Below are 14,043 nucleotides of genomic sequence, written 5' to 3'. Positions count from 1 at the left end.
CATGATACAGAAAAGCCTTCGATTGTTCTCTACCTTGCCAGTCAAAAATCGTAAAAACCTTCCGCGACTTACTAACCGGGACTGGCTATTTCCAGTCGCTGGATGATCCGGCCCAGAGATCAATGCCGCCTTCCTGGGCGAGGACATCTATCGCCGCCAGCTCTTCTGCCGTGAAGGCAAGGTTCTGCAAAGCGGCAACATTCTCGCGCACCTGCTGGCTATTGCTTGCACCAATCAAGGTAGAAGTCACGCGTTCGTCGCGCAGCACCCAGGCTAGTGCCATCTGCGCCAGCGTTTGCCCACGCTGTGATGCAATCTGATTGAGGCCCTTAATGCGCTTGAGGTTTTGCTCGCTCAAGTGGCTGGGTGGGATGGAGTTGCCACCCGGGCGGTTGATACGTGCCTCCTGCGGAATTCCGTTGAGATATTTATCCGAGAGCAGCCCTTGGGCCAGTGCGGTAAAGGTAATGCAGCCCATGCCTTCCTGCTGCAGGGTATCAAGTAGGCCGCGCTCTATCCAGCGATTCAGCAGATTGTAGGAGGGCTGATGGATCAGGCAGGGGATTTTCCACTCGTGCAGTAGCCTGGAGGCTTCCAGCGTTTTGGCTGGAGAATAAGAGGAAATACCAACATAGAGCGCCTTGCCCTGCTGCACAGCACTAGCGAGGGCGCCCATCGTTTCCTCCAGCGGAGTTTCTGCATCGAAGCGGTGGGAATAGAAAATATCCACATAGTCCAACCCCATGCGCTGCAGGCTTTGATCCAGGCTCGCCAGCAGGTATTTGCGCGAACCGCCGCCCTGGCCATAAGGCCCTGGCCACATGTCCCATCCCGCCTTGGTAGAAATAATCAGCTCATCGCGGTAAGGACGAAAATCCTGCCGGAGCAATTGTCCGAAGTTAGCTTCAGCACTGCCATAGGGCGGGCCGTAGTTATTGGCAAGGTCAAAATGGGTGATGCCGAGATCAAACGCGGTGCGCAGCATATCGCGCTGCACGGCGATATTAGTGTTATCGCCAAAGTTGTGCCACAAGCCCAACGATAGCAAGGGTAGTTTCAAGCCACTCTTGCCACAACGGCGATATTGCATCTGGTCATAACGGGCTTCATTTGCTTGGTAAGTCATTGCTACTCCTTCAATTCATCAATATTCAAGCGCTTTCACGCACAATCAATTCACAATCCAGCAGGTTCAAATGCGGTACGGCACCTTCCACCGGGATATCCCCCAAGGCCTGTAATATCCGCAAAGCAGCAATCTCGCCGATTTCCCTGGCGGGAGGGCGAATAGTGGTCAGGCTAGGCAATAGCAATTCAGCAAACGCATAATTACCAAAACCAAAGATGGCACAATCCCCGGGGAAACTCATGCCAGCACGCGTTCCGGCCAGCATGCCACCAGCGGCCAGATTATCATTGGCAAAAATAATCGCTTCAGCAGGCTGGGGGCGTAATAACAGCGCATTAATCGCTTGCCGGCCTGCCTCGAAGGGATCAGCCTGAGTCGGCACAAACACCCAGGGCTTAAGGCCATTCTCGGTCATCTGCGCAATATATCCATCCCGCCTATCCAGCGCGCTCAAGTCGCCGACCATGCTGTTCTGCACAAATGCAATCCGCTCATATCCCTTGCCGTGCAGATACGCCACAGATTGCCGGCCCACTTCCACATGAGAGAACCCCACCTGTAGAGGGTTGCGTGCCGGAACATAATCCCAGGTTTCCACGATAGGCATATTGGCTTTTGCAATTAAACGCTCTGTTTCCTCGGAATGATATTGGCTGGTTAACACCAGTGCAGCAGGAGACCAGCCCAGGAAGGCACGCACAGCGCTTTCCTCCTTCTCGATGGAGAAAGAACTGGATGCCAGAAGCAACTGGTAGCCATGGCGGTTTAACTCATCACTGAAGCTCTGGATGGTATTGGCAAAGATCGGGCCTGAAATATTCGGGATCACCATCGCCACGATACGCCCGTGCGTTGACGCCAGGCCTCCAGCAGCATGATTGGGTAAATAATCCAGCCGCGCTACCGCATCGGCAATACGATCCCGCAACCCCTGAGACACGATGCCCGGCTGCTTGAAATAACGCGAAACAGTGATGGAAGAAACCCCAGCCAGCTTGGCCACATCATGCACCGTTGCCCGGCCCAGACCTTTACGCTTACCCGACATAGATATTGAGCCACATATAACTTTTAAAAATATTTAATTTCAATTTAATTCTTTGACAGCATGTAAAGGCTTGCTGAAAATCTCTAATGTTACCGGTAACATCATTGAGATTATCAGTGTTTTTAAAATTTTCAAACTCTTTCACTTTTATTCAGCAAATATTGCAATCGGATATATTGAAAGCACATTTAATACAAGCAGGCACCTATGGCAAAGCTTAGCTTGCAGCGTATCAGCAAGCACTTTGCCCAGACGCATATCCTGAAGGATATCGACCTGGACATTGATTCGGGCGAGTTCCTCGTCCTCATTGGCCCTTCCGGCTGCGGGAAATCCACCTTGCTCCGCATAGTGGCTGGGCTGGATCATGCCGATGAAGGGCAGGTGATCCTGGATGGTCGCAGCATCAATCGCCTACCTCCGCGTGAGCGCAATATGGCGTTGGTGTTTCAGGACTACGCCCTGTATCCGCACAAGACGGTGTATGACAACTTGGCGTTCGGCCTCAGCATCCGCGGCACACCTAAAAGCGAAATCGAGCAAAAAGTGCAGGCAGCAGCAGAACTTCTGCAGCTCACTAACCTGCTGCAACGCAAGCCTGCCGCGCTTTCTGGTGGACAGCGCCAACGCGTAGCCATTGGCCGAGCCCTGGTGCGCGAAGCCCAGCTATTCCTGTTCGATGAGCCACTCTCCAACCTGGACGCCAAGCTACGCACCGAGATGCGCATGGAGATCAAGCGCCTGCACCAGCGCCTAGGCAAGACCATGATCTACGTGACGCACGACCAGGTGGAAGCCATGACGTTGGCAGACCGCATTGCCGTCATCAACCATGGCCGTATCGAACAACTGGGTACACCGGCAGACATATATCAGTCTCCCGCCACCACTTTTGTGGCCGGTTTCATGGGCTCGCCCGCGATGAACTTGCTTGATCTGCCGTTGCAATGGTCTACTAACGGCCAATCAGCCTTTATTGCCGGGCAAACCGTGCCTGTTGGCCACCTTGAAACCACCCCCGAGCAAGCCATCACACTGGGTATCCGGCCAGAGCACCTGTATATCGATCCTGGCCATCTCAACGGCCAAGCCGCCATCACCCTCAATGCCGTCATTGAGCTGATTGAACCATTGGGCGCAGAAACCATTGCCACTTTGCGCCTGGAACAACCCACTGCCAATCTTGAGACATTCACGGTACAGGCTCGCCTGCCTGGCCACCAGGCTGTCGTCAACGGGCAGAAGCTGCAACTTCATGTCGCCCATGCAAACCTGCACTGGTTCGACAGCGAAAAAGGCACACGCCTCATGACCCGCCAGGCCGGCAACAAGGATCAGGCAGCATGAGCCTCCTGCATGCGCTCCGCACCGTGTCACTCTTGCTATTGATGCTTGGGGCAATGCCTGCTCAGGCAGACACCGTGCTACGCGTTTTTATTGGCGGACCAGCACAACGCCCTGATCTGTTCCGCACGCTGGCAGACCGCTATGAAGCCAGTCACCCTGGCATCCGCATAGAAATTGGCAGCAGTGCCGCCACTTCAGAATTGCAACGAAAATACCTTTCCGTCTTGCTCAATGCACACGATCCCAGCTTTGACGCCCTGATGCTGGACATCGTCCACCCCTACCAATTCGCCACTGCCAGCTGGATCGCCCCGCTAGACCCGTATCTTGGCAAAGAAAAGGAAGCCCTGCTTGCTGATGGCCTGCCCATTTATCGCCAGACTAACCTGATCAAAGGCCAGCTATATACCCTGCCTGCGGTGACAGATGCCATGTTCATGTATTACCGCAAGGATCTATTGGCGCAATACGGCATTGCCCCACCACAGAGCTGGCAGGAGCTGGAAGCGGCCGCACAAACCATTCTCAAGCAAGAGAACAAACCAGCGCTGCAAGGCCTTTCCATGCAGGGCGCACCGATCGAAGGCACGGTATGCAGCTTCTTGCTGCCTTACTGGAGCCAAGGCAAGGAGGTGCTCAACAAAAACGGCAAGCTGATATTGGACAAACCCGCCGCATTGCAAAGCCTGACACTATGGACAGGTCTGATTAAGAAAAACGTCATCCGCCGCCATGTCGGCGAAGTCAAGACCGGCGACACCGTCAACACCTTCAAGGCGGGCAATGCCATTTTCGCCATCAACTGGGGCTTTGCCTGGAACGTGTTCCAGAACGATGCAGATTCCCGCGTCAAGGATAAAGTCGGCATTATCAGGATGCCGGCCATGCCGGGCGGAGAACACGCCACTTGCCTGGGCGGATGGCAGTGGGCGCTATCCAACTATTCGCGCAACAAGGCCCAGACCGCCGATTTACTGCGCTTTCTGGCATCGCCTGAAAGTGTACGCTTCATCACGCTGCAAGGTGGCTTGCTGCCACCTTACCTCTCACTTTATGACGATGCAGATGTCCAGGCCGTGATCCCTTGGCTCAAGGATGCCAAACCCGCATTGCTGGGCGCCAGGTCACGCCCGTTGACCGCACGCTATGCGCAGGTATCGGACGTGCTACGCATCTCGACTTCTGCCGTGCTGGCCGGCTCACTAACGACCGAAGAAGGCCTGGAAGACATCAGCCTGCGCCTGGAAAGGATATTGCGTTGAGCCTGCGCACCATATTCACACGCCGGCAACACAGCCTGCGCCAGAAATCTGGCGATATCAGTCAAGCCTCGCTGGCGTTCTGGCTATTGCTCCCCGCCGTGCTATTGCTCGGCCTGATTGTGGTATACCCCGTGGCCAAGGTCATCCATGACAGCTTTTATTCCATCAGCCTATTCAGCGATAGCGGCCCGATGTTCATTGGTTTTGCCAACTATCTTGATGCCCTGCGCGACCCGGATGTCTGGCGCGCCGTGCGCTTCACGCTGGCCTTGTGCGTAGTGACTGTACCCGGTGCCTTGCTGGTTGGCCTTGGGCTGGCCCTGCTCGCCAACCGTGAGTGGAAATGGCGCTGGCCAGTACGCCTGGCGCTGCTATTGCCATGGGCATTGCCGCTGGCTTTTTCCGGCATGATCTTCGCCTGGTTCTTCAATACGGAATACGGCGTAGTCAATGATCTGCTGCGCCGTGCAGGCTTTGCGCCGATCTCATTCCTGCTGATACCGCAATGGGGCTTTTTCGCCATTTGCATCGCCACCATCTGGAAAACATCTTCATTCGTTGCATTGATCCTGCTCGCGGGCCTGCAAACTATCCCGCGCAGCCTCTACGAAGCAGCAGAGCTGGAGGGTGCCAGCCGCTGGCAGACTTTCCGCCACGTTACCCTGCCCTTGCTGGCACCGGCCATGATGGTCGCGCTGATCTTCCGCACCATCAGCGCACTGCAATCCTTTGACATCCCCTATGCCATGACGCAAGGCGGCCCTGCACGCTATACCGAAACCTTATCCATCCTCATCAACACCACAGCGATTGAATATATGGATGTTGGCTACGGCTCAGCATTGGCCGTGCTGTTGTTCCTGCTCTCCATGGTGGTCAGCTCCATTTATCTGCGCAAACTCTACAAGGGGACTCTGTGATGCTGAAACTCCCCTTACGCTGGATTGCCGCAGCCGTACTGCTGATCAACGGCTTTTTTCCCGCGCTGTGGATATTGCTGACTTCGTTCAAGAGCGATATCGAGCTGGCGCAAACCCCCATCACCTGGCTGCCGCAACACCCCAGTCTGAACAATTACCTGCATGCATTCAGCGATCAGCCCTTGCTGCTATTTCTCGGCAACAGCTTTGCCGTGGCATTGTTATCTACCCTGCTAACCCTGTTTGCAGCCACAGGTGCCGCCTATACCCTCACCCGGCTACAGCTGCGGCATCGCGACCTGATTCTCATCCTGCTGGTTGCCGTGGCCATGTTTCCACCCGCGACATTATTGGTACCACTGTTTGAGATCATGCGCGGGCTAGGGCTGATCAACACCTATGGCGCACTGATCCTGCCTTACGCCGTGCAAAGCCTGCCAGTTTGCACCCTGGTGCTGGCAAGCTTTTTCCAACAGGTGCCCAAGGACATTGAAAACGCTGCCATGCTCGATGGTTGCACCCGCTTGCAAGCGCTATACCGCATCGTACTGCCACTCTCCGCTCCCGGCGTGTTTACCGCGGGCATCCTGGCTTTCGTCAATGCCTGGGATGAGTTCCTGCTGGCACTGGCGCTGAATGCTGCCCCAGGCAGCCGCACCTTGCCCGTTGGCATCCTGCTGTATCAAGGGGAATTCACCTTCCCCTGGCCGGTGATCTCCGCCGCTTTGGTGGTTGCTATCGTGCCACTCGCCATCCTCATCGTCCTCTTTCAGGAGCGCGTCATCAGCGGGCTCACCACAGGAGGCATCAAAGGATGAAACATTTCTTTTCATTCCCCTGGTTTCCCGACAACGGGTATCAGGCTAACGACATCATTTTTACGACTAAATTAGGGGAATCTGCATGAAACCACACCATACTCACTTACAACAGTTCCGGCGCAGCGGCATCCGCCTGGCGCTGGCTTCGGCACTACTTTCCGGCGGAATTTCCGCTGCGCTGGCAGCTGAAGAGCCCAAAGAAACTGAAAGCAAGAAAACAGCCTCCGAACAAGAAGCACAGCCTTCGCTCGGTATCGTTACCGTCACCGCAACCCGCCGTGAAGCCAGCCTGCAATCTATCCCGGTGGCGGTTTCCGTACTGGATGGCAAAAAGCTGGAACAATCCAATCTCAACAGCATCCAGACCATTGCCAACGAAGTGCCCAGCCTGACCTTCCGTCAGCAGGGTGGTAACAAGGACTCATCCATCTTCATTCGTGGTGTAGGAACAATCTCTACATCACCAGGTATTGAACCTACCGTTTCTACCGTGATTGACGGCGTGGTCTATGCCCGTCCCGGTCAAGCAACACTGGACCTAATGGATGTTGAGCGCATCGAAGTCTTACGCGGCCCGCAAGGCACCCTGTTCGGCAAAAATGCCTCCGCGGGTGTCATCAACATCGTATCCAAGGAACCCAGTGCTGACACTCATGCTTATGTCGATACCTCCTACTATGAAGGTGGAGAGAAACGCATCCGCTTTGGTCTTTCCGGCACATTAGTACCTGACCTACTCTATGCATCTATCAATGGTCTCTGGGCCGACTATGACGGGAACGTAAAAAATGTGCTCGGCGGCCGTCTCAACGGTTATGAACGCGAAGGCGCACGCGCCAAGTTCTTGCTGACACCAAATGAAGACCTCGATATTACTCTGATTGCCGACTATACCCACGGTACTAATACTATTGCTTCCGTGCCTTATCAATCCCGAGATGCTGCGTTTAACCAAGCTATTAGTCCAGTGCAAGCCAGCAAGGGAAACCGCACAGTCCGTAGCGATGGCAAAAACGAAATCACCGATACCAATCAAGGAATTTCTGCGCAAGTCGATTGGCGCATCAATGACTACACTTTGACATCAATCACAGCATTCCGCACTTGGGATAATACGCAAAACACTTCCTCATCTCCAATAGGTAACAACTATGATCTCAGTAGAATCACAACCGCCTACCCCGCAACTCGGGACAGGGGAACAGTAGACTCCAAGCAGTTCTCACAAGAAATTCGCTTAGCATCACCCAAGGAACAATTCCTTGAGTATGTAGCAGGTATCTATTATCTCAAGAGCAAAACTGATGAGGTCTATCAACGCAACGCAACGACCCTGGCTGGCGCAAACCTTGTAGGACGTTCTGACTACGGGGTGGAAAATGACAGCATCTCGCTATTTGGTGAAAGTACTCTGAACTTTACACCCGAGCTTCGCGGCATTTTAGGCCTGCGTTACACGCATGACGACTTATCTTTCGACCATATACGTAACAGTAATGTCCCTTCTGGAATACAGGCAGCGGTCAGATCCAGCCAGCCACTCAGAAAAGGAACCACTAGCGCAAGCGAATACTCTGGTCGACTAGGTGCACAATATGACTTGAGCAAAGATGTAATGACCTACGCTACCTATTCTCGTGGCTACAAAGGTCCAGCGTACAACGTATTTTTCAATATGTTCGATGGTAATAATGATACAAACGCGCTGGCTCCTGAAACAGCTAACTCCTTCGAGATCGGCCTAAAATCGGCATGGCTTGATAATCGCCTTATCTTTAATGCAGCAGCTTTTTATACTAAATATAAAAACTACCAGGCCAATGCTCCAGAAAATGTTGGCAACAATGTGTTCATATACCGGCTAATCAATGCTGGTGATGTATCTACTCGGGGGGTTGAACTAGACGTTAATGCAAAAGCCACCTCCAGACTAAGCTTATCTGGCTCGTTGGCTTATGTAGATGCACGCATTGACAATCTCAATTGCCCTCCAACCGATGCTAGTTGCCAGGTCAATGGCAAGCCACTGCCATTTGCTCCCAAGTTCAAATCCGTAGTACGCGCCAACTATGCTATCCCTCTAAACAATGGCTATATAGTTGACGTTGGCACCGACTACACCTGGCAAAGTAAACAACAATTCGTACTAATACCACAGACAGATGCCACCATTCAGGAAGCCTATGGCATCTGGAACGCCAGCGTTGCGCTTTCCACCCAGGATGGCTGGCGCTTTGCCGTAGTAGGCCGCAATCTGCTGGATCGCTCATATGCCACCACATTGTCTGGCAATGCGACTGTCTCCCATCGCTTCGTCCCCCGCGACGATGCTCGCTACTTCGGCGTTCAAGTGAGAAAGGACTTTTAATCATGAGCCAACCCCGTCAACTCAGCCTGGGCGCGTTTCTTATCCGTAATGGTCACCATGTGGCCGGATGGCGCTACCCGGACAATGTGCTGGATGACGACCCGTTCGCCGTCTATAAGGAAGCTGCGCAATTGGCAGAAGCAGCGCATTTCGATGCGGTGTTTTTTGCCGATGCAGTCACGGCTGCCGCAGGCCCCGCGGGGCTGGAGCCGCTGACCTTGCTAAGCGCGCTGGCAGCGGTGACCAAGCGCATCGGCCTGATCGGCACAGCTACCACGACCTATAACGAGCCCTACCACATCGCGCGCAAATTTGCCTCTCTCGACCAGATTTCGCGTGGACGCAGTGGCTGGAACCTGGTGACCTCCGACAATGCCTCGGAATCTGCCAATTTCGGCCTACCGCAGCATGTTCCCCATGCCGAGCGCTACGCAAGGGCACGTGAGTTCTACGATGTGGTGACCGGCTTGTGGGATACCTGGGAAGAAGGCGCGTTTCTTAACGATAAGGAGAAAGGCATCTGGTTTGACCGCAGCAAGCTGCATACGCTTGATCACCACGGCAAGTACTTCAATGTGGCCGGGCCGCTTAACGTAGCTCGCAGCCCACAGGGTAGACCGGTGATCGTACAGGCAGGTGGATCGGAAACGGGGCGCGAGTTGGCGGCGGAAACCGCAGAAGTCGTATTCACTGCCCATCCAACCTTGAGCTCGGCACAGGCTTTTTATCAGGATCTCAAGGGTCGCCTGGCAAAATACGGCAGGCAACCTGAGAGCCTGAAAATCATGCCTGGCATCTTCAGCATTGTGGGGCGCACCCAGGCAGAAGCAGAGGCAAAGTTCAACAAACTGCAAGAGCTGGTTGACCCTGAGTCTGGCTTGGCATTGCTGGGGCGCATGATCGGTAACTTTGATTTGTCACCCTACCCGATTGATGGCCCATTGCCAGAGCTGCCACTGACCGACAATGGCCAGCAAAGTCGGCAGAAACTGCTGACTGAATTGGCCCAAGGCGAACACCTGACCATACGCCAGTTATACCTGCGCATTGCTGGCGGGCGCGGTCATCTGACCGTTATAGGGACGCCAGAAACCGTGGCGGACAAAATACAGGAGTGGTTCGAGCAAGGCGGTGCAGATGGTTTTAATGTCATGGCCCCCTGGCTACCAGGCGGCTTGCGCGACTTCACGGAGTTGGTAGTGCCGGAATTACAGCGACGTGGTATTTTCCGTACCCAGTACCAAGGCAGCACATTACGCGAACACCTAGGGTTGAAGAAACCGGTGAATCGCTATAGCAAAGCCTGATAGCACACCACACAGCCTTCCCTCCATTAATCACCTTACATGCCTGGCAACTATCGCCAGGCATTTTCTTTTTAAATCATCAGAGACGGACAAGGCTGAGCACAAGTATGCCCAGTCGCAGGAGGGCATACCCAGAAAATGCTAGGCCACTGCCCTGCATGGCGCGAGAAATAAAGGGATATTTTTGCTTATACTTTAGAAAGCGACTTGAGCGACAGCTTAATACCTTCAGCAACCGAGGTATCAGCAGGCAATTGCTTCACGGCCGCCAACGCTTCGCGCTCGTTGTAACCTAGCGCCAGCAGCGCATTGAGCACGTCTCCACTGGCTGATTTAGCCTGATTCGTACCTGCTAACGTAGCTCCGCCATCAATAGAAAACTTGTCCTTGAGCTCCAGTAGCAGGCGCTCGGCTGTTTTCTTGCCTATGCCAGGCACCTTGGTCAGCAACCCGGTTTCCTGCAAGGCCACGGCCTGGGCAAGATCATCAACAGACAGGCCGCTAAGGATAGCAAGCGCTGACTTTGCACCTATACCATTCACCTTGAGCAATTGGCGGAAAGTTGCACGCTCTTGCTCAGAACCAAAGCCATACAAGAGTTGCGCATCCTCACGCACGATGAACTGGGTCAATAGCACGACTTTTTCACCCGTGGCTGGCAGGTTATAGAAAGTGCTCATGGGCACTTCGCATTCATAACCCACGCCATGGCAATCAATCACCACCTGCGGTGGGGTTTTCTCAATGAGGATACCGCTTAATCTTGCAATCATATTAACCTGCCACCCTTTACCCTGAATCCTGCCGTTGCCAATTTACCCAAGCCCTGCCCGCCATGTGCATGGCAAATCGCACAAGCCAACGCATCTGCCGAATCCGGCCTGGGCAGGCCAGGCAGATTGAGCAAACGCTTGACCATCTCCTGGACCTGATCCTTCGCGGCATGGCCATTACCAACCACGGATTGCTTGACTTGCAAGGCGGTGTATTCCGCCACCGGCAGATTCTGCAACACCAGCGCACTGATCGCAGCACCGCGCGCCTGGCCTAACAACAAGGTAGACTGGGGATTGACGTTGACAAACACCTTCTCGATGGCAGCCTGCTGCGGCTGGTAGCTGGCGATTACCTCGGCAAGGCTATCAAGAATGATCTTGAGCCGGGTTGGCAAATCCTCGATTTCACTGCCCTTGCCAGTCGTCGTCTTGATGGTGCCACTTGCAATATAGGCAAGCTTCTCGCCGGTTTTCTCAATCACCCCGAAGCCCGTCAAGCGCAGGCCGGGGTCGATACCGAGGATACGCGTTGTCATTACTCCTCGATCACGGCTGTCGTGTAGACATCCTGCACGTCATCAAGATCTTCCAGCGCATCCAGCAGCTTCTGCATCTTGGCACCATCTTCACCGCTGAACACAGTTTCGTTATCCGGCTTCATCGTTACTTCAGCCAATACCGGCTTCAGACCTGCCGCTTCCAATGCCTCTTTCACCACAGTGAAGTCACCAGGCGAGGTAATCACCTCGATGCTGCCATCCTCATCTGTCACCACATCTTCCGCACCGGCTTCCAGTGCAGCTTCCATCACTTGATCTTCGCTGGTGCCTGGCTCGAACACTAACACGCCGCAGTGCTTGAACATGAAAGAAACCGAACCATCAGTGCCGAGATTGCCACCATTTTTGCTCAGGGCATGACGCACATCAGCGACCGCGCGCTGCTTGTTATCGGTCAGGCAGTCGATAATGATGGCAGCACCACCAATACCATAACCTTCATAACGGATTTCTTCGTAGTTGACGCCTTCAAGCTCGCCAGTACCACGTTTGATCGCACGCGTGATGTTATCCGCTGGCATGTTCTGCTCCTTGGCTTCTGCCACGGCAGCGCGCAGGCGCGGATTGAAATTGAGATCGCCGCCCGAAAGGCGCGCAGATACAGTGATTTCCTTGATCAGCTTGGTGAAAATCTTGCCACGCTTAGCATCCTGGCGACCTTTACGGTGCTGGATGTTGGCCCATTTGGAATGCCCTGCCATGTGTAAAATCCTTTGATTGCGAATTGTGCAAAAAACTTGGCGGATTTTACCATAGAGCTTACCTGGTCTGCCTCCCCATCCTGATTGACAAGATCAGGGACGACAGCCCGGCTTTATCCTATTTCAATAACTCCTCAAGAATTTTTTTGCCCTTGCGTCTCGCATCATCCGCCGCTTTCACCTTGGCCTCCTTGCCGACCTGATCCGGGAAGAAACCAGCGAAAATATCTTCAGGATCATAATCTCTCAACCATTCCCGTGGAAATGTGGCCAGTTGCTCACCCGTGCCTTCGTAGCGATACACCATCCCTGGAGATACGCGCTGGTTATAAGGAATCACATTCTTGCCTTGCTTGGTCTGCAACCCATCATAAAGCTGTTTACGTAACGCCACTTTAGTCTTGATGATAGCCTCATCCTTGGAGTCGATCAGATTGTGCTTTTCCTGCGGATCGCGCTGCATGTCGTACAACTCTTCCTTATCCCAAATACCGTAATACTGTATGTATTTATATTGCGCTGTACGGATAGCAAACGTTGTCGGCGTTTGTGGGAAGGTATATTCCCAGAAATATTCGTAGACAAAATTATCTGGCCGCTTAGCAGCCCTTTCACTATCTAGGCCCAGCTTCCAGAAGCTTTGACCATCATAATGCTGCGGTGTCTCGATGCCTGCGGCCTCTAATATAGTAGGCGCAACATCAATATTCCTGACAATACCTTCTTCCACCTTGTTTTTGGCAAACCCTGGCCCGGCAGCAATCAAGGGCACGCGTATCGATTCCTCATAGGCATTGCGCTTGTCGATGAGACCATGCTCACCGAACATGAAGCCATTATCACCCATCACCATGATGATGGTATTTTTATCTAGGCCATTCTGTTTCAACCACTCCCGCACGCGCCCAACACTATCATCCACCGCACGCAGGGTTTCATAATAATCTCGCTGATATTGCTCAATCTCCAGGTTGGAGTTGTAGGGGTAATCCACACCATGCCAGCTATTGCGCTGATTCTTTACCCACATCGGCTTACCAGCGTAATTTTCCTCAGTATCGGCATATGTATCGGGACGGGGGAACTGAACATCTTTCATGCTGCCACGATGGCGCTTGGCAGGATAGAACTCAGAATGCACACCTTTATGAGATAAGTACATCATAAACGGCTTGCGCTTATCGAGATGGTTCAACCAGTCCACGGCGTAGTCAGTCAACTCATCCGTGATATAGCCTTTCTGCGGCACCAGCTTTCCATCAATATTAAGTTTCTCAGGCTCACCATAATTGCCAACAGGGTAATAGTTGCCCTGCCCCAACAAACCAACCCAACGATCAAATCCCGCAAATCCCTTGGTCGCTGTTTTATCCGCACCACCAAAATGCCATTTACCAAAGAAACCCGTCTGATAACCCTGGTCACGCAGCAGCTGCGGGAAATAACTCAAATGCGAAAGATCCATCGGATTGTTATCCGATACACCATGGTGATGTGCATACATGCCGGTGAGAATGCTGGCACGACTCGGTGAGCACAACGATGTAGTCACGAATGCATTCTTAAAATAAGTCCCTTCCTTGGCAATGCTGTCCATATGTGGTGTTTGCAGGGCTGGTTTCAGGAAGCCAAAAGCATCATAGCGTTGATCATCGACAAGAATGTATACCACATTGGGTTTTGTGCCGGCGCCCGGCAGTGTTGGTAACGCGGCCATCGAAACCTGGGGCATCGCGGTCTGCATGGCCAGCGCCAGCGCAACCAGGACTTTTTTTCTGTTCATACGGACTTTCTCTTTCTTCAA

At 53.3% G+C, this 14,043-nt stretch carries 12 protein-coding genes; 6 read left to right on the top strand and 6 right to left on the bottom strand.

Annotated features, from left to right (window positions below; translation table 11 throughout):
• Window positions 1-85 precede the first annotated feature (85 nt).
• Window positions 86-1,126, bottom strand: coding sequence for an L-glyceraldehyde 3-phosphate reductase (gene mgrA, locus ACIKP9_RS12070; protein ID WP_400883221.1), 1,041 nt, complete (start codon window positions 1,124-1,126; stop codon window positions 86-88).
• 25 nt (window positions 1,127-1,151) lie between these two features.
• Window positions 1,152-2,177, bottom strand: coding sequence for a LacI family DNA-binding transcriptional regulator (locus ACIKP9_RS12065; protein ID WP_400883218.1), 1,026 nt, complete (start codon window positions 2,175-2,177; stop codon window positions 1,152-1,154).
• A gap of 207 nt (window positions 2,178-2,384) precedes the next feature.
• Between ACIKP9_RS12065 and ACIKP9_RS12060 the strand changes: the two genes are divergently transcribed.
• The 6 genes from ACIKP9_RS12060 to ACIKP9_RS12035 all read left to right on the top strand — a co-directional run bounded on the left by ACIKP9_RS12060 (window position 2,385) and on the right by ACIKP9_RS12035 (window position 10,202).
• Window positions 2,385-3,524 carry an ABC transporter ATP-binding protein gene (locus ACIKP9_RS12060; RefSeq protein WP_400883215.1) on the top strand — a complete coding sequence of 380 codons (1,140 nt, stop codon included), beginning with the start codon at window positions 2,385-2,387 and terminating at the stop codon, window positions 3,522-3,524.
• Window positions 3,521-4,786, top strand: a complete 1,266-nt coding sequence (locus ACIKP9_RS12055) for an ABC transporter substrate-binding protein (RefSeq protein WP_400883212.1) — start codon at window positions 3,521-3,523, stop codon at window positions 4,784-4,786. Before ACIKP9_RS12060 ends, ACIKP9_RS12055 begins: the two co-directional genes overlap by 4 nt.
• The gene (locus tag ACIKP9_RS12050; protein ID WP_400883209.1) at window positions 4,783-5,706 is read left to right on the top strand and encodes a carbohydrate ABC transporter permease; all 924 of its coding nucleotides are present in this window, start codon (window positions 4,783-4,785) and stop codon (window positions 5,704-5,706) included. The genes ACIKP9_RS12055 and ACIKP9_RS12050 overlap by 4 nt, the downstream gene beginning before the upstream one ends.
• Complete coding sequence (locus ACIKP9_RS12045; protein ID WP_400883207.1) at window positions 5,706-6,524, top strand: carbohydrate ABC transporter permease; 819 nt, start codon at window positions 5,706-5,708, stop codon at window positions 6,522-6,524. Before ACIKP9_RS12050 ends, ACIKP9_RS12045 begins: the two co-directional genes overlap by 1 nt.
• An 85-nt stretch (window positions 6,525-6,609) precedes the next feature.
• Window positions 6,610-8,895 carry a TonB-dependent receptor gene (locus ACIKP9_RS12040; RefSeq protein ID WP_400883204.1) on the top strand — a complete coding sequence of 762 codons (2,286 nt, stop codon included), beginning with the start codon at window positions 6,610-6,612 and terminating at the stop codon, window positions 8,893-8,895.
• Between the two features lie 2 nt (window positions 8,896-8,897).
• Complete coding sequence (locus tag ACIKP9_RS12035; RefSeq protein WP_400883201.1) at window positions 8,898-10,202, top strand: LLM class flavin-dependent oxidoreductase; 1,305 nt, start codon at window positions 8,898-8,900, stop codon at window positions 10,200-10,202.
• Between the two features lie 188 nt (window positions 10,203-10,390).
• On the opposite strand, the gene ruvA is transcribed toward ACIKP9_RS12035, so the two are convergent.
• From ruvA to ACIKP9_RS12015, 4 genes are all read right to left on the bottom strand, one after another.
• A complete protein-coding gene (ruvA, locus tag ACIKP9_RS12030) occupies window positions 10,391-10,975 on the bottom strand; it encodes a Holliday junction branch migration protein RuvA (RefSeq protein ID WP_400883198.1) in 585 nt (194 codons plus the stop codon).
• On the bottom strand, window positions 10,972-11,514 hold the full coding sequence (gene ruvC / locus ACIKP9_RS12025; RefSeq protein ID WP_400883195.1) for a crossover junction endodeoxyribonuclease RuvC: 543 nt from the start codon (window positions 11,512-11,514) through the stop codon (window positions 10,972-10,974). Before ruvC ends, ruvA begins: the two co-directional genes overlap by 4 nt.
• Window positions 11,514-12,239 carry a YebC/PmpR family DNA-binding transcriptional regulator gene (locus ACIKP9_RS12020; RefSeq protein WP_400883192.1) on the bottom strand — a complete coding sequence of 242 codons (726 nt, stop codon included), beginning with the start codon at window positions 12,237-12,239 and terminating at the stop codon, window positions 11,514-11,516. Before ACIKP9_RS12020 ends, ruvC begins: the two co-directional genes overlap by 1 nt.
• Window positions 12,240-12,357: 118 nt before the next feature.
• Complete coding sequence (locus ACIKP9_RS12015; protein ID WP_400883189.1) at window positions 12,358-14,022, bottom strand: sulfatase family protein; 1,665 nt, start codon at window positions 14,020-14,022, stop codon at window positions 12,358-12,360.
• Window positions 14,023-14,043: the final 21 nt, after the last annotated feature.

The organism is Methylobacillus methanolivorans, assembly GCF_044751345.1.
Taxonomy (GTDB): Bacteria; Pseudomonadota; Gammaproteobacteria; order Burkholderiales; family Methylophilaceae; genus Methylobacillus; species Methylobacillus methanolivorans.
The sequence above is the reverse complement of the archived record's forward strand: the minus strand, read 5'-3'. Positions and strand labels throughout refer to the sequence as shown.

Excerpts from the sequence above, each read along its gene's own strand:
- ACIKP9_RS12045 (WP_400883207.1), top strand. The coding sequence starts at position 5,706 with ATGCTGAAACTCCCCTTACGCTGGATTGCCGCAGCCGTACTGCTGATC.
- ACIKP9_RS12015 (WP_400883189.1), bottom strand. The coding sequence starts at position 14,022 with ATGAACAGAAAAAAAGTCCTGGTTGCGCTGGCGCTGGCCATGCAGACC.
- ACIKP9_RS12040 (WP_400883204.1), top strand. The coding sequence starts at position 6,610 with ATGAAACCACACCATACTCACTTACAACAGTTCCGGCGCAGCGGCATC.
- ruvA (WP_400883198.1), bottom strand. The coding sequence starts at position 10,975 with ATGATTGCAAGATTAAGCGGTATCCTCATTGAGAAAACCCCACCGCAG.
- ACIKP9_RS12035 (WP_400883201.1), top strand. The coding sequence starts at position 8,898 with ATGAGCCAACCCCGTCAACTCAGCCTGGGCGCGTTTCTTATCCGTAAT.
- ACIKP9_RS12055 (WP_400883212.1), top strand. The coding sequence starts at position 3,521 with ATGAGCCTCCTGCATGCGCTCCGCACCGTGTCACTCTTGCTATTGATG.
- ruvC (WP_400883195.1), bottom strand. The coding sequence starts at position 11,514 with ATGACAACGCGTATCCTCGGTATCGACCCCGGCCTGCGCTTGACGGGC.
- ACIKP9_RS12020 (WP_400883192.1), bottom strand. The coding sequence starts at position 12,239 with ATGGCAGGGCATTCCAAATGGGCCAACATCCAGCACCGTAAAGGTCGC.
- mgrA (WP_400883221.1), bottom strand. The coding sequence starts at position 1,126 with ATGACTTACCAAGCAAATGAAGCCCGTTATGACCAGATGCAATATCGC.
- ACIKP9_RS12065 (WP_400883218.1), bottom strand. The coding sequence starts at position 2,177 with ATGTCGGGTAAGCGTAAAGGTCTGGGCCGGGCAACGGTGCATGATGTG.
- ACIKP9_RS12060 (WP_400883215.1), top strand. The coding sequence starts at position 2,385 with ATGGCAAAGCTTAGCTTGCAGCGTATCAGCAAGCACTTTGCCCAGACG.